Here is a 17709-nt window from a genome sequence, read left to right as displayed (position 1 = left end):
CATGTCTCCTACTCGCGCGCGGCGGTCGGTATGATGCCGAAGCGACGACGGAAAGCGGTGGCGAAGTTGGACGCGCTGGTGTAGCCGGCGATGACGCTGGCTTCCTGGATGCTGACATCGCCCCGGCCGAGCGCGACGAAAGCACGTTCAAGACGGATATTGCGCACGTAGTCGAAGACACTGCGATTTTCCGAGATGCGAAAAAGGCGCTGCAGGCCGCTGGCGCTGATACCGGCTTCGCGGGCAATGGTGTCGACGCTCAGCGGTTCGGTCACATGTGCTTCTATGTAGTCCTTTGCGCGTCCCAGGCAGACTGCGTCCCGCCGCTTGAACTGTTTGCCGCCGGCATCGCTGCGGTCTGATTGAAGCACCGTCGCCATGGTTTCCGCAACGAGTTCCACCGCACGACCTTCGAGATAGAGGTCGAGGAGCTCCGGAATGAGAGGCGAAGGTGCAAATATCTGGCGGACAAGCTCCATCATATTCGGTGTCAGCGTCCAGCGATGTTCCGCAAGATGGTTGCGAAGCAGCCGCGCGCCGCCCTTGGTGTCGGCGATGGCTTCCAGCGCATCGCGATACAGCCACTCAGGCGTTGCGGATATGACAAGGTGGCGCAATCGCTGTGGCCCGCGCGAAATGCGCGTGAAACTTTCCGGGGAGGCGTTCATGATCGTCGCCCCGCGTGCCACCCCGTGATCCGCCTGGAAGGCGAAACGGCGGTCGCCGATCGCAAGATCGACATTGCCTTCTAGGAAAAAGATGCAGGAAAGCTCTTCCGGGAGCATCGATGTCGCCGTGAAAGCCCGCTGTTCCATGGCATCGCTGACATGCAGCACGAGGCCTCGGCGCAGTTCCCGATGCAGAAACGCGCCTTTCATCAACGTATCGTCGGGGGAAAGCTGGTCGTCGGGGCTGTCGAGCGTGATGCCTTCATGGTGGATGAAGTCGCGCACGCGTATGTTGCCGCCGTTTCCCTGTTTTCCTGCGTCGCCGAATGAGGCCGCCATCCTGAACCCTTCAGTGTTCGCAGTCCGTGAACTGCGCAACGTGACCTGCGGTTATTGTTGAACCCCCACACCTTGCGCAGATTTGTTGGTTCGCAAAGGCAACTGCATCTCCCGCAAAGACGCCGCCATTGTCGGGAGTGCCATCGTTATCATAAGGATAGCTTAACTTGATTTAAGTGGTCAAGTTTAAGGAAGCTAGTGCACAGGCGGGCCGGGACTATGAGTTTGTTGGAAAAGACGACGGTGGAAGCGACGATGAAGTCAAGGCGCGCAGTCCGGCGCAAACGTCTCTGGCTTGCCTCTACCGTGACGCTTTCCCTAACCGCAACCAGCGTCGTTGCACGGGCTCAAGATGCCGGTACGACGGTGCTCGCCACCATCATCGTGGAGAGCGGAACAGACAATGGGAAGGGACCGGCTCAGGGCATCGTCGCCAAGCGCAGCCGCAGTGCCTCGAAGACCAATACGTCGCTGCGTGAAACGCCGCAGGCGATCAGCGTCGTTACGCGTGAGCAGATGGACCTCCAGGGCGCCAACACGGTCGCCGAGGCCTTGCGCTATACGCCTGGTGTGCTTCCGGATCCAAACGGCTACGACATCCGCTATGATTGGCTTTATATTCGCGGCTTCAACACCTACGGCACGATGTGGCTTGACGGCCTCGTCCTGCCGGGCGATCCGAACAACTACGCGACGCCAAGCATCAATTCCTTTGCGCTGGAACGGATCGACGTTATCAAGGGTCCGACATCAGTGCTCTACGGCCGCGCCGTTCCGGGCGGACTTGTCAACCAGGTCAGCAAGCGGCCGCAGGATGCGGCGATGAACGAGGTCGGGGTGCAGACCTCCTCGCACGGCGGCGTCCAGGGCACGCTCGACATGACCGGCCCCCTGACCGAGGATGGCGACTGGCTCTACCGCATCGTCGCGCTCGGCAAGAACATGGGGACGCAGGTCGATCGGGAGCGCGAAAAGCAGCTCATGCTAGCGCCGAGCCTCACCTGGGCGCCGACGGATCAGACCTCGCTCACCCTCTACGGCTATTACCAGAAGGACACGCCGAACTTCAGCCCGCGCTTCTATCCGGCCGTCGGCACGCTGATTGACAACCCGATCGTCAACATTCCGCGCGACATGTATTTCGGCGATCCCAATGCCGATGTTTTCGAACGGGATTTCTACGCGCTCGGCTATGAATTCGAGCACGAGTTCAATGAGACTTGGACGGTGCGCCAGAACCTGCGCTACGGTCGTTCCGACCAGAACATGTTCCTGGCCCTGGTCAACCCGGTTTTTGCCTATCAGCCGGACGGCCATACGCTGAACCGTGCCTCGGCCGTGTCCGACGACTGGGTTTCGACCTTCAACGTCGATACGCAGGTGGAAGCACGCTTCGATACCGGCGCTTTCGGCCATACGCTGTTGCTCGGGCTCGACTACCTGAAGTCGAGCTCATCAACGAACTTCGGCAATGGCCTGGTCGACGTGCCTCCGCTCGACCTGCTCGATCCCCGATACGGCGAGGTCGACATTCCCGTGCCGGCCATCCAACGCTCCGGTTTGCAGGAGCAGCAACAGGTCGGCCTCTATGCACAGGACCAGATCCGCTACGATAACTGGGTGGGGACATTCGGCCTGCGCTATGATTTTTCCGATATAGACAGCACGGATCGCATCGCCGGCAAGACCGTTGCCAACGACGACCAGAGGCTGACTTGGCGGGCAGGGCTCACCTACCTCTTCGACAATGGCCTTGCACCCTATGCCAGCTATTCGACATCGTTCCTGCCGACGCTCGGGGTGGATGCGAACCTCGAACCGTACAAGGCACAGACGGCCAAACAGTTCGAAATCGGCCTCAAATACGAGCCAGCGGAAGGGCGAGGGCTGGTCAGCGTCTCGCTGTTCGACATGACGCAGGAAAACGCGCTCACCAGCATCGGGATGAACCAGTTCCTTCAGATCGGTGAGCAGCGTGTTCGTGGTCTCGAGATCGAGGGTAAATACGAGCTGACGCCGGAAGTCGATCTGCTGGCCGCCTATGCATTTTCAGACTCGGAGGTGGTGAAGTCCCGCAACGCGGTGGAACTGGGGCGCGAGATGCTGCGCTTGCCGGAACACCAGGGCAGCGTATGGCTGAGCTATCGGCCGAACGTCATCGAAGGGCTGACGTTAAGTGCCGGTGTGCGGGCAACGTCGTCCTACCAGACGGACAGCACCTATAACGACCTGTTGCGTATTCCCGGTCGTGCGCTCGTCGATATCGGCGCGGAACTTGATTTCGCAGCGATCAACAAGGACTTTGCCGGCACGAAGCTGCGCGTCAACGTGACGAACCTGTTCGACAAGGAGTATGTCTCCCATTGCCTCAACATCACCGGTGGAAGCTGCAATTACGGCGCGGGTCGCGCGATCACCGCAAGCCTGAAGTATTCATGGTGACCGCCGAAAAGAGAGGGCTTGCCGGCTTGCCGGCGGCTCTCAGTCGGTTGGCGGCTATCTTTATCCTGCTGATGGTGGTCGTCATCGTGCCTGCAAGGGCAGAGATCGTGCTTTCGGACGCGGCTGGGCGCGAGGTGCGCCTCACCGAACCGGCGCGGCGGATCGCGACGAACGAGAGCCTGCTTCTCATGTCGCTCGCCGTGATCGATCCCGATCCGGTGGCCCGCATCGTCGGCTGGGCCGCGCCGCAGCGCATCGATCGCGGCATGTACGAGGCCTACCGCCGGCGTTTCCCGGCCATAGATTCAATCCCCGCCGTCGGTGGTGTCGTGCCGGCGAAGACATCGGTGGAGGCAATCCTCTCTGTAAAGCCGGACCTCTTCGTCGTTTCTATCTGGGAAGTGGGCTGGGCGGAGACGGCCACGACACTGGAGGCGGCCGGGGTGCCGGTCATTTTCCTCGATGGGCCTGTGAATGACGGAAAGGGTCCGGCGGACACGACGGCGTTTTCCATCGAACTTCTCGCAAAAGCGATCGGGCGGGATGCGAAGGGCAGCGCGTTCAGTGCTTTCGTTCGCGAACGCTACAAGCGCATTACGGATCGCACCGTAGCGCTGGCGCCGGTTTCCGTTCTCGTCGATGCCCATGCCGGCGTGACCTGCTGCTCGACGCCCGGCAAGGGGAATCGGATGACGGAATACCTGCGGCTTGCCGGCGGGGCGAGCATCGGCGCGAACGTGCCGGGCTATGACGGCCAGCTCAGCTCGGAATTCGTGCTCGGCGCCGACCCTCAGGTCTATATCGCGACCGGTGGCCCGCATCTGATGGCCGAACGCGGCCTCGTGCTCGGTGGTGGCATCGACGCCGACGCCGCGCAAAAATCCTTCAGCGGAATTCTCCAAAAAGGTTCGCGCAACGCGCTTTCCGCGGTGCGCGAGGGCAGGGCGCATGCGGTATCGCACCAGCTTTCCATCTCGGTGCTCAACATCCTGTTTTTCGAGTGCATCGCAAAGTGGATGCATCCGGACCTCTTCAAGGACGTCAATCCCGCCGAGACGCTGGCCGAGATCAACCAGCACTTCCTGACCGTGCGCCTCGACGGCACGCTATGGATCGATTCCCAGCCTCAGTAAGGACGTGTCATGCAAGGCAGAGAATACACCGCACAGGGGCGCATCGCTCTTCGCAATCCCGGTCCCGTCATCGCGGAATTCTGTGAACACATGCTGGAGCACAATGCCGACGTGACCGAAGGCCCGTCCGGTCCTGTGCTTCGGCTTGGCGGCATCAGTGCCACGTTCTCGCGCGAAGGCGAGGTGACGCTTGTCGATGTAGCCGCCCCGGACCTCGAAGGCCTCTACCTCGCCCGCATGTCGGTGGCATCGCACATCCTCGAATTTTCCGACGACGATCTGGCCGCCATCACCTGGACGGGGGACGGCGGCCAGATCGTCCGGCCGCCGAATTTCCAGATTCTCGAAGTGGTCGAATGTCGGACGCTGACGCCGCACATGCGCCGGCTGACGCTCTCCGGCGAAAATGTCGCCCGCTTCGCCGGTCTGGATGCGCTGCATCTTAACATCCTGGTGCAGCGACCCGAGGCGCGTGAACCGCAATGGCCGCAGGTCGGTGCGAGCGGCGTGATCGTCTGGGATTCGCCGGATCTTCGGCCGCTCCTGCGCAAATATACGGTTCGCTCCGTGGATCTTGGCGCAGGTACAATCGACATCGACTTCGTGCTGCACACGGATACCGGCCCTGGTTCCTGCTTTGCGGAGAAGGCAGCGGTCGGCGACCGTGTCGGGGTGATGGGCCCTGGAGGCGGCGGCCTTGCGGTGGCCGACTGGTATCTCTTCGCCGGCGATGAGACGGCACTGCCAGCCATTGCCCGCATGCTCGAACATCTGCCGCCAACCGTCTCCGGCAGAGTTTTCCTCGAGGTTGAAGACGAGGCTGAAGTACAGGCGCTCCTTGCGCCTGCTGCAGTCAGTGTCGAGTGGCTTTTCCGTCGCGGCCGGCCGCCAGGCAGTACGACCCTGCTCATTGATGTGATGAAGACCGTCTCATTTCCCGAAAATGCCGAGAGTGTCTACGTTTGGGCGGGCTGTGAGTTCGAAACCTTCCGCGCTATCCGCGCATTTGCCCGCCAGGTAAAGTGCCTCACCAACGACCAGCATCTCGTAGTTTCCTACTGGCGTCGCGGTGGAACCGAGGAGGCGTAAGGGCTATCCATGATGGAGCGCGCGATTGTGATCGGCTTCATAACATTGCTGCATGAGCCATCAGGAATTGCCATTTGACATCGCTGCGGGACAGGCCAAGAAAACGACTACATGCCAAAGTGGAGGTAAGTTTCATGTTGATCGCCATCGTCCAGATACCTGGCCTGGAACGCTCCGAAGAAGACGCAATAAGATCGGCGAGGACGTCGGTCCCCACCTTCGCCGGCATGCCGGGCCTGACGCGGAAGTACTTTCTCAACGGCGAGAATGGCGGCGGCGGTGTTTATATTTGGGATTCGCGCGAGCAGGCCGAGGCCTGGTACACCGCGGAATGGGCTGATAAAATCGAGCAGCGCTTTGGTGCGCGCCCGAAACTGACCTTTTATGACAACCATGTCGTTCTGGATAATGTCGACAACGCCCTGTCCATCAACGGTGTGGTCGAACCCTTGCCCGGCAAAGGCTAAAGGCGGGCAGTTCCCGCCTCTCCCAGTGAACTTCTTAGGCGCGCGTCAATCCACGCGCGCCAGGCCGTCGATCTCCGCAAGGCGCGCGTGGATCGCGCGTATCAGAACTGTCAGCGGTTTCGAGCGCGTGCTCCCGGCGGGATAGAGCAATTTCGGCTGCCATTCGAGACGTGGCTCGAATGGGCGGATAACCGTCTTTTCGTGCCCGGTCCCGCGCGCTGATAGTGAATCGAGGATCGAAATGCCTGCCCCGCACGCGACGATCTCGCAGATCGAGATACCAAGGGTGCATTCACCGGCAATATTGAACGGCACCCCTGCCAGCGCGAAACTCTGCGCGATCTCCTGATGAAGGCGGGCGCTCTGAGGTGGGCAAAAGATCGCCTCGTCCTGCAGATCCTGCGGACCGAGGGCTGCACGGCTGCCGAGACGGTGCCCCTGGGGCAACACACAAACCACCGGGAATTTCGGCAGGTCCTCGAAATCGATCCCGGCGGGATTGGGGGGGGTGGCGGTGATACCCAGGTCGCAGCGCCGCGTGCTCACCAGTTCGAGGATCTCGGACGATCGGGTTACGGTGAGATTGACGCGAACGCCCGGAAATTTCTCACGCATTTTCGTTAGAGCATGTGGAAGACACTGGTAGGCGAAGGCACCGGTGGCGGCGATGTGGATGACTTTCTCGCGCTGCTGACGAATGGCCAAGGCCGCGTGCTCAAGCTGCTGCATGCCGAAGAAACTGCGCTCGACCTCGCTGAAGAAAGAAATCGCATCCGGTGTGGCGCTGATGCCCGAACCGTTGCGCTTGAACAACGATAGTTCCGTCGTTTCTTCAAGATCGCGGATCAGCCGGCTGACTGCTGGCTGCGTGATCGACATCAGTCGTGCGGCGGTGGTCATGCTGCCGGTTTGGAAAACCAGGCGGAACGCCTCGACCTGGCGCAGGTTCAATCTAGCCATCGACCCCATAACATTCACTTATATCTAAAGCTTATAATGCATTAGACATTTGGCTCGAGCGCTTGTCAAATATCATCTGCGCCCGTGGCCAGCAGCTGCGTGTGGAATTGAAGGGGAGCAAGGTCGATGAAATCCGGAGCGGCAGACGTTGTCGTGATCGGCAGCGGGTTCGGGGGCTCGGTCGCGGCCGCGCGTTTGGCCGAGGCCGGGGCGAAGGTCACGTTGCTGGAACGTGGACCCTGGTGGGACACGGTGCCCACCCGTTCGATGGGGATCGAGAAACGCACGTCTCTCCCGCGCGGACTTCGCCTGCTCACCCATTCCCTGCGTTCTGTCTACCATCCCCTGCTCCCCTGGGGACGCACGCGCCTGAACCGCAAGGGCCTGTTCGAAGTCTATTTCTCCAAGGGGATGGAAGTTGTCTGTGCATCGGGTGTCGGCGGGGGAAGTCATGTCTATTCGGCACTCCATCGCCGCCCCTTGCGGCCCGACTACTGGGACGGGCATTGCGAGGATTTGAGCGAAGCCTCGATTGCAGCGCATTACGAGAGCTTCCTCACGCGGGTCGGGTCGTCACGACCCGGACCTGAGAATGCCCCACCGCATACCGCCGCGACGATGTATTCCAACCACCCCGATTTCGCCCCGGCGATCCCCAAGGTCGATGTGCGCGTGGGGTTTCTGTTTCCACGCGACAAGGACAACCCGCAGCTGGTCAAGACCGGGCATGGGGTGAGCCGCTGGGAAACGGACTACAGGACAGGCGATCACGGATTTCTCGGCGCACCTTCCGGATCGAAATCCACGATGGATATCGTCTATCTTGCCTCCGCGCTCAAACATGGGCTGGAGGTCCGCGCGCTTTGCGAAGCGATCTCCATCACCGCGACCAGGGGCGCGAGCCGGCGCTTTCGCGTGGATTTCCACAATCATGCACAACGTACGCGGCATGCGATCGAGGCCGATCACGTCTTCGTCGGCGCAGGCACGATGAATACGCTGCGCCTGCTGCTGGAAAGCCGCGACAGGCATGGCGGGCTTTCGGGCATGCCACATCTTGGCCAGAGATTCAGTGGGAACGGCGATATCCGAGGCTTCTGGGATCTCAATGCGGATGGCACGGATTTCACCGAGGGCATGCCCAGCAAGGGCGCGATCCTGTTGCGGGACGAGGCTTGGCCACGGGTGGCGATCGGGCGCAACAATATGCCCAGCGTCGATGCCTACCCCTTTCCGAAGGCATTCAGGGAGAGGCTCAAGCGCGGGCTGGTGGTCAGTGGCATGGGGGCGGATGCCATGGACGGCACCGTGGCTTTCGAGGGCAGCCGGTTCCAAATCCGCTTTAATCCTGCAAACAGCCCGATCTACGCCCAGATCTATGAAACCATGCTGGAGATGGCTCGCCTGTCCGGTCGCAAGGTCTATGCGAGCCGCCGCCCCTCGACCGTGCACCCGATGGGCGGCGCCTGTGTGGGACGTCCCGAGGCCGGAGGGGTCATCGGCGCCGACGGTCAGGTGCACGGCGTTCCCGGGCTCTACGTGGTCGATGCGGCAGCCTTCCCGGAGCCGACCGCCGCACCGCCAACGCTGAGCATCGGCGCCTGGTCGGAGAATGTCGCCGCCCGGTTTATTCAGGCCCGGTAACGGACCGGGAGACGGCGAGCGACCGAGGCATCCGCACAGGGCTCGAAAATTGAAATTATCTGCTCATTCGGGGCCACTTGGCGAAAGTTTTCTCCGTTGACAGCACAAGTCTTTAGCCAATATGTTCGACATATTGCGGATTTATCGACATATTCTATAGTTGATATTAAGAATACGCACATGCTGGAAAACACGGTTGCTCTGAGCGCCGAACGGTCCGGAAGAATGGGGAATGAACGTGAGTGAAGGCGCCTTCGGGCAGGTCACCATCATTGGAGCGGGGCTTCTGGGCCATGCGATCGGCCTGGTTCACGCGCTCGGCGGGTGCCGGGTGACGCTGCACGATCTGAGCGAAGCGACGCTTGGCCGGGCGCTGGAACTGGCGCGTTCAGCCGGTGACGTGCTCGTCGAGGTGGGAGCCCACAGCCGCGAGCACGTCGACAACGCCCTCCTGAGGATGACGACCGAGGTCGATCTCGCCGAGGCGTTGCAGGGAGCTGATCTGGTCGTCGAGGCGATCACCGAAGAAGCCGATGCCAAACGCGCGATGTTTGCCCGCATTGACCAATATGCCCCGGAACAGGCCGTCATCGCCAGCAATACGTCATATCTGGACATTTTCCCGCTGCTGCCCGAGCGCAGACAGGCGCGTGCATTGATCGTGCACTGGTATACGCCACCCTACGCCATCGATCTGGTCGACGTGGTCAATGGGCCGAAGACCGAGCCGGGCCTGGCCGAAGCCATGTGCGGCTTCCTGCGCGACCTCGGCAAGAAACCGGTCCTTCTGCCGGAATTTCTCAGCGGTTATATCGCCAACCGCATCCAGACTGCGATCAGTCTCGAAGCCTTCCATCTGATCGATTCAGGGCTGGCCACCGCCGAAATGATCGACACGGCGATCAAGTACGGCCTGGCCGAGCGCCTGACGCTGCTCGGCCACCTCAAGCGGATCGACTATACCGGCCTCAAGGTGACCCAGCTCAATCTGGCCAACAAGGCCTACAGCCCACCGGCGCTGCGCGGCCGCTCGGATGCAGTCGACCGTCTGGTGTCCGAGGGGAAGCTGGGCGTGGCAACCGGGCACGGATTCTACAGCTACGACGACAAGACCCCGACCGAACTGTTGCGGGACCGGGATCGCAAGCTTTTTTCATTGAAACACGCCCTCAGTGAAATCGGCCGGGACTGACGCTCGGCGCCGTGGATGAAACCAAGACCGACGAGGGCAAAATCGCCGTCGCACTTTCAGGGAGAGAAGAAATGACGTTCAAACTCAATCGCAGAATCGTCCTTGCCGCGCTCGCGTGCACCGTGCTGTCGGCTGGCTTCGCCAATGCCCAGGACGTGCTCAAGATCGGCGTGCTCGGCCCGTTGACCGGCGCAGGTGCGGCCTGGGGGCTGGGCACTGACGGCGGCGTCAGGATCGCCGCCGAGGAAGTCAACGAGCGCGGCGGCCTCAAGGTGGGCGACACGACCTATACGCTCGAAGTCGTTTCCTATGACGATCAGTACAAGGCGGCCGAGGCCGTGACCGCGACGAACCGCCTGATGGGCCCGGATGGTGTACGCTTCATTTTCGGTCCGATCGGTTCGGCCTCGCTTCTGGCGATGAAGCCGCTGACGGAGCGTGATGGCGTGCAGCTTTTCACCGGCGCATGGGCGGCAAGCGTCCTCAAGGACAGCAAGTACATCTTCCGCGTCGGCCCCACGACCCAGGAATTCGCCCCGTCGACGGTGGCATGGGTCAAGGAAAACAAGCCTGGCGTCAAGCGCGTCGGCCTGATCGCCGCCAATGACGAAACCGGCTGGAACAGCCAGAAGATCCAGAGCAGCGCCTATAGCGAAGCCGGGTTCGAAATCGTGACGGCCGAGTTCTTCGAGCGCAACCAGAACGACTTCCGCGCCATTCTCACAAAGATGCTGTCGCAGACCCCTGAGACAATCGAACTCGACACCACCCCGCCGCGCACGGCGGGCCTGATCGTGCGGCAGGCACGCGAACTCGGCTACAAGGGCGGCTTTACCAAATTCGGCGGCTTCGACGTCGAAGAGGTCGTGAAGGCGGCTGGCGCGGAAAATGCCGAAGGCGTCGTGGGCATCACCATGGCGGCACCCGGCACCGAGGTCTGGAAGCGTCTGGGCGACAAGTTCGGCACGCTTCATAAGGCCGAGATGAACGACTACGTCGTCATGTATTACGACGCTGCCAACCTGCTCTTCTCGTCGATCGAGAAGGCGGGTTCGACGGACAGTGACGCCGTGGTTGCCGCGCTCGAAGGCAACGCGCCTTTCCAGGGTTCTGTCGGCAACCTCACCTGGGGTGGCGCTGATGCCTACGGGATCAATCACCAGATTTACCGCTCGGTGGTGCTGGTCGAGATCAAGAATGGCGACGGCGTTGTCATTGGCGAAGCCAAGCTGAACTAGTCAGCGAGTACGGATAGGCGTCGTATGCTACAGCAATTCCTCGTTGTCGCCGGGCTTTCGTCTGCGACTTACATGTTGACGGCTCTCGGGTTCACCCTGATCTTCGGGATCATGCGTGTGGTGAATTTCGCACATGGCGAGTTCCTGCTGATCGGCGCCTATACGGTCTTCGTGGCACAGCACACGCTGGGGCTAGACTATATGATCGCACTTCCTCTGGCGGCCCTGGTCGCCGGAGGTTTCGGCATCGTGGCCGAGCGCCTGTTGTTTCGCCGCTTCACCGGCGATGAGACAGGCGGCATGATCGTCGCCTTGGCGCTTGCCATCACCATCAAGGGTGCAGTGACCTCGATCTGGGGTGTCGACAGCCAACCGATCGATCGGCCCTTCTCCGGTTCCTTCCAGCTCTGGGGCGCCTTCATTCCCTATGACCAGCTTTTCGCTGCCGCCGTGGCGCTGGTTCTGGTCGCCGTCATCTACTGGATGCTCAATCATACCCGCATGGGGCTCGCCATGCGCGCGGTCGCGCAATCACCGGAGATCGCACGATTGCAGGGCATCACGCCCTGGAAGACCTACCCGATCGCCTTCGGCATCGGTTGTGCACTGGCCGGGTTCGCCGGCGCGCTCGCTGCGCCCATCTATGGGGCGGAGCCCAATCTGGGAGATGCCGCGCTGATGAAGGCCTTCATCGTCGTGGTTCTGGGCGGGCTCGGCTCGATCCCGGGCGCATTGCTGGCGGCCGTCCTTCTGGCAACGATCGAGGCGGGCGTTTCGATCCTGTTCAACGCAACCGTTGCAGCACTTGTGTCCTTCCTGGCCGTCATCGTTGTTTTGCTGGTTCGGCCGGCAGGGATTCTGGGTAGGTCTTGATGCGCAAATCCCATATCATTCTCGCGGTGTTCATTGCCGTTGTCGCGCTCTGCCCTTTCTTCCTCGGCGGGCGTTTCACCTATCACATCGCGATCCTGATCGGCATCAAGGCGCTTCTGGCCCTCAGCCTGCATCTCATGCTGCGCATCGGCCAGCTGTCGCTGGTCCAGGCCGGTTTCATGGGAATGGGAGCCTATGCGTCGGCGCTTCTGACGCAGGACGTAGGCTTTCCCTTCCTTCTGGGACTGGCTTCAGCCATCGTCATTCCTGCCGCCATCGCCTATCTGATCGGCACGGTCATCCTCAAGGTACGCGGCGTGCATTTCGCGCTCCTCACCTTCGTGATGGGCGAGGCCATCGTCCTGATCTTCGTCGAATTCGTTTTCCCCTTCGGCGGCAACAACGGGTTGATGAGCATTCCAGCCCCATCAATTTTCGGCCTGCCGTTGCATAGCCGGGAAAGCTTCTATGTGTTTGTTCTGGTGATCGTCGGGATCGCGCTTCTGGTGCTGCGCGGCATGTTGCATGGCCAGCCCGGACGCATTCTCGACGGGCTAGACAAGAATGAGCCGCTGGTGCAGTCGCTTGGCATCGATGCGCTCGGCTGGCGCCGGTTTGTTTTCGTGGTCAGCGCCGGGATCGCCGGTGCATCGGGAAGCCTCTACGCCCATTACATGAGTTACATCTCGCCCGAGGCCTTCAACGTCACCGCCACGATCAACGCCCTGGTGATGAACGTCGTGGGCGGGGTTGCGGCAATCGCCGGGCCGATCATCGGCGCGATCATCCTCGTGCCCTTGCCTGAACTCTTTCGTAGCGCGATCACCTATCAGCAGCTCCTCTACGGTGTCTCGCTTCTGTTGCTGATGCTCTTCCTGCCGCAAGGGCTTACCGGCCTGCTGAGGAGAAAGAAATGACCGCAGCGCAACTCGAGGTAAAAGCGGTCTCGCGCAGCTTTGGTGGCATCAAGGCGATCGAGAATGTCTCCTTTGCTGTCGATCCCGGCCGCATCACCGGTCTGGTTGGTCCCAACGGTGCTGGCAAGACGACACTCTTCAACCTGATCACCGGCGGCATGCGCGCCAATAGCGGACACATTCATTTCGGTGGACGTGACATTTCGGGTTGGGCGCCGGGCAAGGTGGCGCGTGCAGGGTTGGTGCGCAGTTTCCAGGCCGCCATGACCCTTCCGGGGCTGACGGTGCGCGAGCACCTGGAACAGGCCGTCCTCTTTCACACGGCGGGCACGCCCTTGGCGATGCTTTCGCCGCGCAGGATGCGCGCGGCGCGCGAGGAAGCCCAGACGCTGGCGCAGGACGTGCTGGCATTTACCGGGCTTGACGAATGCGCCGGCGAGATCGCCGCAGCGCTGCCGTACGGGCAGCAGAAAATCCTCGGTGTCGCCATGGCCATTGCCACCAGACCCAAGATGCTTCTGGCAGACGAGCCGGCTGCCGGACTGAACGGGGCGGAAACCGCGCGCATGGAAGCGCTTTTCCGCGCCATGCACAGCGAGCGCGGCATAGCGCTGATCGTGATCGAACACGATCTGCCGATGGTGATGCGGCTTTGCGACCGGATCGTCGCGCTCGCGCAAGGCCAGTTGATCGCCGACGGCACGCCGACAGAGGTGCGCAACAATCCCGCCTTCATCGAAGCCTATCTGGGGAGTGCTGCGGATGCGGCTTGAACTCGACACGGTCTCGATCCACTACGGGGCAATCCAGGCCGTACGCGCTGTCTCGATAGACGTGTCCTCGGGCTCCGTCGCCGCGATCATCGGTGCCAACGGCGCGGGTAAATCCACCATCATGCGCGGGATCGTCGGGCTGGTTCCGCTGTCGGGTGGCGCAATCCGCGTCGATGGCCGTGAGATCACCAACATGCCGACCGAACAGCGCACCCGCAGCGGTATAGCGCTCTCGCCCGAGGGCCGAAGGCTCTTCCCGGAGATGACGGTGCACGACAACCTGCAGACGGGCGCCTTTCTGCGTCGCGATACGCAGGCGGTTCGAAACGATCTGGACATGGTCTATGCGCTGTTCCCGCGTTTGACCGAACGCCGGCAGAATCTCGGCCGGAACCTTTCTGGAGGCGAACAGCAGATGGTAGCGATTGGCCGTGCGCTGATGGCCGCTCCGAAGCTCCTGTTGCTGGACGAGCCTTCCCTTGGACTGGCGCCGGCCGTGATCCATATGATGGCGGGCGCCATCCGCAAGATCGCGCAGACAGGGGTCACGGTGCTGCTCGTCGAGCAAAATTCCCACCTCGCCCTTTCCCTTTCGCAGACCGGGCATGTCCTGGAGGGCGGGCGGCTCGTGCGCTCTGCGCCGGCGACCGAACTTTTGAACGACGAGGATCTCAAGCGCGCCTATCTGGGCGACGATCCACTGGCCGTGAAATGACGGAGGAGACAGCAATGAAACTCTACTATTCGCCGAACTCACCCTTCGCGCGCAAGGTGCTGATATGCGCGCTCGAACTGGGGATCGACGACAGGATCGAACGGATCGAGACGACGCCGCATCCGATCAACCGCAATGCGGGTCTGGTTGCGCTCAACCCGTTGGGGCAAATCCCGACGCTAGAGACGGATGACGGCGAAATCCTTTGCGACAGCCGGGTGATCTGCGAGTATCTCGCCGGACTGGTTCCCGGCCAGAAAATCCTCCCGCAAGACGCCCGGCGCTGGAGCGCACTGACCGAACAGTCGATCTGCGACGGGCTGCTGGCTGCCTGCCTTTCGATCCGCTATGAGCGAAGCACCCGGCCCGAAGCCCAGCAATCGGCCGACTGGATCGCCGCCCAGCGCGCCAAGATCGACAGCGTGCTCCACGAACTCGACCGCCGCTATGCCGAACCGCCGGCAGGCTTCGATATCGGTCACGTTTCAGTGGCCTGCGTGACCGGCTACCTGGCCTTCCGCTTCCCGGAGATCGAGCTTGCGCCGTTCTGGCCGCACCTGGCAGCCTATCACGCTGAGATGACCGAACGCGCCTCGTTCGTACAAACCAATCCGCCTGGCTGAGCACGCATTCCGCCCTTCGCTATTCCCTCGATTTTCGGTAGAACCACATGCTCTGCTCCCAAGAATGGCTGTTTGCCCATCTCGACGATCCGCGCCTGCGCATCTTTGACTGCACGGTCGAGATGCGGCCGCAGCCGGTCGGCAAGTCCATCCTCATCAGCGGCTATCAGGACTGGGCGCGCGCCCATATCCCGGGCGCCCGCTACCTGTCGATGCCCGACGAGCTTTCGGCCCCATCGGGCAATATCCCCTATGGGCTGCCTGGCGGTGAGCAGATCGAACATGTGCTGCGTGCCCATGGGGTCAATGATGGCGACATCATCGTGCTTTATGGTTCGGGCTATCTCGGTTCGGTCGTGCGTAGCTGGTGGGTGCTGACGGCATCCGGTGCAAAGGACGTCCGCATTCTCGACGGCGGGCTGGAAGGCTGGCGGGACGCGGGTTTGCCGCTGAACGATGCTTCGACCGCTCCAGAGTCAGGCAATTTCCACGCCCGTCCGCGCCCGGATCTGGTCGCAGACGCCGACGAGGTGGCGGCAGGAATTGGCAACGACGATGTCGTTCTGCTCAATGCGCTGGCGCCCGAGCAGTTCAAGGGCAGCGGCGGCGCGCATTACGGGCGGCCGGGCCGTATTCCCGATAGCATCAGCGTGCCGTTCCGCGACCTGCTTCAGCCCGGCACCTCGCGGTTCAAAAGCGAGGATGAGATCCGCACCATCCTCGAGGCAGCCGGTGTCCTGGCGCGTCCACGCATCATCAGCTACTGCGGCGGAGGCGTGGCGGCGAGCGGCACGACCTTCGCGCTGCACCTGATCGGCCGCGATGATGCCGCGCTCTATGACGGTTCGCTCACCGACTGGTCGGCCGATCCCGCCCGGCCGATGGCGGTCGACCCGGCCTAATCCATTCAGGCGGAAAACTGCACTCTTGGAGGCGTACATGATCAAGGCTGATTTGACGGGAAAGACGGTGCTGGTCACGGGCGGCGCCTCGGGGATCGGGTTTGCCGCGGCCAGGATGTTCGGCCTGTGCGGGGCACGCGTCGGCATCAATTATCTTGCCGACGACGCGTCCGTCGATGCCAGGCTTGTGGAACTGCGCAGCCTTGGAATAGAGGCCGAAGGATTTGCGGGGGACGTGAGCAAGCCCGAAGAGGCCGAAGCCATGGTCGCGACCGCAGTCGCCTCCCTCGGCGGGCTCGATTTCCTCATCAACAATGCCGGCACGTCCGGCGGGCCGCAGCCAATCCCCTTCACCGAACTCGACCGGATGACCGAGGAATTCTGGCAGCAGATCCTGTCGACCAACCTGCTCGGCGTCTTTCGTTGCACGCGCGCAGCCGCCGGTGCCTTGCGCGCCAGCAAGGGTGCGGTGGTCAACACCGCCTCCATCTCCGGCCTCGGCGTACGTGGCAGCAGCATCGCCTATGCCGCCAGCAAGGCAGCGCTGATCAACATGACACGCAGCCTCTCGGCGGCACTCGCACCCGAGGTTCGGGTGAACGCGGTCGCCCCCGGTTTCGTCGATACGCCCTGGACGCAGAAATGGTCCGACGACCGGCGCGCCAAGGCGGTGGAACGGACCTTGCTCAAGCGTATGGCACAGCCTGAGGACATTGCCGAAGCGATGCTCTTTCTTGCTGGCGGCGCAGCTTATATCACGGGGCAGACGATCGTTCTGGACGGCGGCGTCGCCAATTGAGGTCAAGGGCGCTTGCGCCGGAAAATGGAGGCAATCCGATGCATCATTGTCATTCGCAATGGGGCTGCCGTGACGATATTGGGGCGGGCGTTCACCTGACGCCGGAAAAAACGCTCGCGGCGCTCGCGCTCGTGCGCGAAGCACGCGTTCTCGATATCAGCCATGACATCTACTATGGCGCGCCCTGCATGCCGCCCAACCAGACGCCCTTCCTGATGTCGATCTTTTCGGGCTGGAAGGACACGATCAAGCGCCGCCGCAAGATGGGCCATGTCAACGAGATGGGAACCAATCTCGAACGCGTGGAGATGACGATGCATGTCGGCACCCACATCGATGCGCTGGGCCATGCCTCGATCGGCGATCGCCTGTTCAACAACCGCTCCGCCGAGGAGGTGGTGACGAACTGGGGGCTGGAAGAATTGGGCGCCGAGCATATTCCACCGATGATCACGCGCGGGTTGCTCTTCGATGTCGGCGGCAAGGACGGGCTTGAAACCGGTCAGGTCGTGACGGTCGACGACCTCAAGCGTGCTGCGGACCGCGGCGGCTTTGCAGTCGAGAACGGCGATGTGGCGATGATCCGCACCGGCTGGGGTCGGCATTTCGAAATCAACAATGCCCAATATCTGCATGGCGAGCCCGGCATCGATGTCGCAGGCGCCGAGTGGCTGATCGAACAGGGCGTGGTCGCAATCGGCGCGGACAACATGGCCGTCGAGGTGCTGCCCAATCCCGATCCCAGCCTTATCATGCCCGTGCATCAGCTTTGCCTGGTCGAACATGGCGTCTATCTGATCGAGAATCTCGCGCTCGAACAGGCGGCTCAGGAGCAGCTCCACGCCTCCTGTTTCATCCTGCTGTCGCCCAAGTTCCGCGGCGCAACAGCGGCACCGGTGCGTCCGGTTCTCCTGCGCTAGATGGTTGAGCCTCAG

At 62.0% G+C, this 17709-nt stretch carries 17 protein-coding genes; 15 read left to right on the top strand and 2 right to left on the bottom strand.

Features of this window, described 5'->3' with window-relative positions; translation table 11 throughout:
- Positions 1 to 8 precede the first annotated feature (8 nt).
- Positions 9 to 1007, bottom strand: coding sequence for a helix-turn-helix domain-containing protein (locus ACT6VE_RS27435; protein ID WP_444801479.1), 999 nt, complete (start codon positions 1005 to 1007; stop codon positions 9 to 11).
- 255 nt (positions 1008 to 1262) lie between these two features.
- Between ACT6VE_RS27435 and ACT6VE_RS27430 the strand changes: the two genes are divergently transcribed.
- From ACT6VE_RS27430 to ACT6VE_RS27415, 4 genes are all read left to right on the top strand, one after another.
- The gene (locus ACT6VE_RS27430) at positions 1263 to 3449 is read left to right on the top strand and encodes a TonB-dependent siderophore receptor (protein WP_444801478.1); all 2187 of its coding nucleotides are present in this window, start codon (positions 1263 to 1265) and stop codon (positions 3447 to 3449) included.
- Positions 3443 to 4582, top strand: a complete 1140-nt coding sequence (locus ACT6VE_RS27425; RefSeq protein WP_444801477.1) for an ABC transporter substrate-binding protein — start codon at positions 3443 to 3445, stop codon at positions 4580 to 4582. The genes ACT6VE_RS27430 and ACT6VE_RS27425 overlap by 7 nt, the downstream gene beginning before the upstream one ends.
- A gap of 9 nt (positions 4583 to 4591) precedes the next feature.
- Positions 4592 to 5671: a DUF2218 domain-containing protein gene (locus tag ACT6VE_RS27420; protein WP_444801476.1), complete on the top strand. Its 1080-nt coding sequence runs from the start codon at positions 4592 to 4594 to the stop codon at positions 5669 to 5671.
- A gap of 134 nt (positions 5672 to 5805) precedes the next feature.
- Positions 5806 to 6138 carry a monooxygenase gene (locus ACT6VE_RS27415; protein ID WP_444801475.1) on the top strand — a complete coding sequence of 111 codons (333 nt, stop codon included), beginning with the start codon at positions 5806 to 5808 and terminating at the stop codon, positions 6136 to 6138.
- A gap of 45 nt (positions 6139 to 6183) precedes the next feature.
- Here ACT6VE_RS27415 and ACT6VE_RS27410 read toward each other — a convergent pair whose 3' ends face one another.
- Positions 6184 to 7089: a LysR family transcriptional regulator gene (locus tag ACT6VE_RS27410; RefSeq protein ID WP_444801474.1), complete on the bottom strand. Its 906-nt coding sequence runs from the start codon at positions 7087 to 7089 to the stop codon at positions 6184 to 6186.
- Between the two features lie 135 nt (positions 7090 to 7224).
- On the opposite strand from ACT6VE_RS27410, the gene ACT6VE_RS27405 reads away from it, so the two are divergent.
- The 11 genes from ACT6VE_RS27405 (at position 7225) to ACT6VE_RS27355 (ending at position 17694) form a co-directional block, all read left to right on the top strand.
- The gene (locus ACT6VE_RS27405; protein ID WP_444801473.1) at positions 7225 to 8742 is read left to right on the top strand and encodes a GMC oxidoreductase; all 1518 of its coding nucleotides are present in this window, start codon (positions 7225 to 7227) and stop codon (positions 8740 to 8742) included.
- A gap of 232 nt (positions 8743 to 8974) precedes the next feature.
- Entirely contained in the window at positions 8975 to 9934 is a 960-nt protein-coding gene (locus tag ACT6VE_RS27400) for a 3-hydroxyacyl-CoA dehydrogenase family protein (protein WP_444801472.1), read from the top strand.
- Positions 9935 to 10005: 71 nt separating this feature from the next.
- Positions 10006 to 11172, top strand: coding sequence for an ABC transporter substrate-binding protein (locus ACT6VE_RS27395; protein ID WP_444801471.1), 1167 nt, complete (start codon positions 10006 to 10008; stop codon positions 11170 to 11172).
- A 24-nt stretch (positions 11173 to 11196) separates the two neighbouring features.
- Entirely contained in the window at positions 11197 to 12045 is an 849-nt protein-coding gene (locus ACT6VE_RS27390) for a branched-chain amino acid ABC transporter permease (protein WP_444801470.1), read from the top strand.
- On the top strand, positions 12045 to 12962 hold the full coding sequence (locus tag ACT6VE_RS27385; protein WP_444801469.1) for a branched-chain amino acid ABC transporter permease: 918 nt from the start codon (positions 12045 to 12047) through the stop codon (positions 12960 to 12962). The genes ACT6VE_RS27390 and ACT6VE_RS27385 overlap by 1 nt, the downstream gene beginning before the upstream one ends.
- Complete coding sequence (locus ACT6VE_RS27380; protein WP_444801468.1) at positions 12959 to 13735, top strand: ABC transporter ATP-binding protein; 777 nt, start codon at positions 12959 to 12961, stop codon at positions 13733 to 13735. The genes ACT6VE_RS27385 and ACT6VE_RS27380 overlap by 4 nt, the downstream gene beginning before the upstream one ends.
- A complete protein-coding gene (locus ACT6VE_RS27375) occupies positions 13725 to 14450 on the top strand; it encodes an ABC transporter ATP-binding protein (RefSeq protein WP_444801467.1) in 726 nt (241 codons plus the stop codon). The genes ACT6VE_RS27380 and ACT6VE_RS27375 overlap by 11 nt, the downstream gene beginning before the upstream one ends.
- A gap of 14 nt (positions 14451 to 14464) precedes the next feature.
- Entirely contained in the window at positions 14465 to 15073 is a 609-nt protein-coding gene (locus tag ACT6VE_RS27370; protein WP_444801466.1) for a glutathione S-transferase family protein, read from the top strand.
- 47 nt (positions 15074 to 15120) lie between these two features.
- Positions 15121 to 15975 (top strand): sulfurtransferase, encoded by an 855-nt coding sequence (locus tag ACT6VE_RS27365; protein ID WP_444801465.1) that lies wholly within the window; start codon positions 15121 to 15123, stop codon positions 15973 to 15975.
- 37 nt (positions 15976 to 16012) lie between these two features.
- Positions 16013 to 16774 (top strand): SDR family NAD(P)-dependent oxidoreductase, encoded by a 762-nt coding sequence (locus tag ACT6VE_RS27360; RefSeq protein ID WP_444801464.1) that lies wholly within the window; start codon positions 16013 to 16015, stop codon positions 16772 to 16774.
- A 38-nt stretch (positions 16775 to 16812) separates the two neighbouring features.
- A complete protein-coding gene (locus ACT6VE_RS27355) occupies positions 16813 to 17694 on the top strand; it encodes a cyclase family protein (RefSeq protein ID WP_444801463.1) in 882 nt (293 codons plus the stop codon).
- Positions 17695 to 17709: the final 15 nt, after the last annotated feature.

The sequence above is a fragment of the Shinella sp. genome, from assembly GCF_052438155.1.
Classification (GTDB): domain Bacteria; phylum Pseudomonadota; class Alphaproteobacteria; order Rhizobiales; family Rhizobiaceae; genus Shinella.
Note: the sequence above shows the minus strand (reverse complement) of the source record. Positions and strands in the feature narration are given on the sequence as shown.

Bases quoted from the DNA above. Each gene is read 5' to 3' on its own strand.
- ACT6VE_RS27420 (WP_444801476.1), top strand. From the start codon at position 4,592: ATGCAAGGCAGAGAATACACCGCACAGGGGCGCATCGCTCTTCGCAAT.
- ACT6VE_RS27360 (WP_444801464.1), top strand. From the start codon at position 16,013: ATGATCAAGGCTGATTTGACGGGAAAGACGGTGCTGGTCACGGGCGGC.
- ACT6VE_RS27390 (WP_444801470.1), top strand. From the start codon at position 11,197: ATGCTACAGCAATTCCTCGTTGTCGCCGGGCTTTCGTCTGCGACTTAC.
- ACT6VE_RS27425 (WP_444801477.1), top strand. From the start codon at position 3,443: ATGGTGACCGCCGAAAAGAGAGGGCTTGCCGGCTTGCCGGCGGCTCTC.
- ACT6VE_RS27430 (WP_444801478.1), top strand. From the start codon at position 1,263: ATGAAGTCAAGGCGCGCAGTCCGGCGCAAACGTCTCTGGCTTGCCTCT.
- ACT6VE_RS27385 (WP_444801469.1), top strand. From the start codon at position 12,045: ATGCGCAAATCCCATATCATTCTCGCGGTGTTCATTGCCGTTGTCGCG.
- ACT6VE_RS27405 (WP_444801473.1), top strand. From the start codon at position 7,225: ATGAAATCCGGAGCGGCAGACGTTGTCGTGATCGGCAGCGGGTTCGGG.
- ACT6VE_RS27395 (WP_444801471.1), top strand. From the start codon at position 10,006: ATGACGTTCAAACTCAATCGCAGAATCGTCCTTGCCGCGCTCGCGTGC.
- ACT6VE_RS27365 (WP_444801465.1), top strand. From the start codon at position 15,121: ATGCTCTGCTCCCAAGAATGGCTGTTTGCCCATCTCGACGATCCGCGC.
- ACT6VE_RS27355 (WP_444801463.1), top strand. From the start codon at position 16,813: ATGCATCATTGTCATTCGCAATGGGGCTGCCGTGACGATATTGGGGCG.
- ACT6VE_RS27375 (WP_444801467.1), top strand. From the start codon at position 13,725: ATGCGGCTTGAACTCGACACGGTCTCGATCCACTACGGGGCAATCCAG.
- ACT6VE_RS27415 (WP_444801475.1), top strand. From the start codon at position 5,806: ATGTTGATCGCCATCGTCCAGATACCTGGCCTGGAACGCTCCGAAGAA.
- ACT6VE_RS27380 (WP_444801468.1), top strand. From the start codon at position 12,959: ATGACCGCAGCGCAACTCGAGGTAAAAGCGGTCTCGCGCAGCTTTGGT.
- ACT6VE_RS27370 (WP_444801466.1), top strand. From the start codon at position 14,465: ATGAAACTCTACTATTCGCCGAACTCACCCTTCGCGCGCAAGGTGCTG.
- ACT6VE_RS27400 (WP_444801472.1), top strand. From the start codon at position 8,975: ATGAACGTGAGTGAAGGCGCCTTCGGGCAGGTCACCATCATTGGAGCG.
- ACT6VE_RS27435 (WP_444801479.1), bottom strand. From the start codon at position 1,007: ATGGCGGCCTCATTCGGCGACGCAGGAAAACAGGGAAACGGCGGCAAC.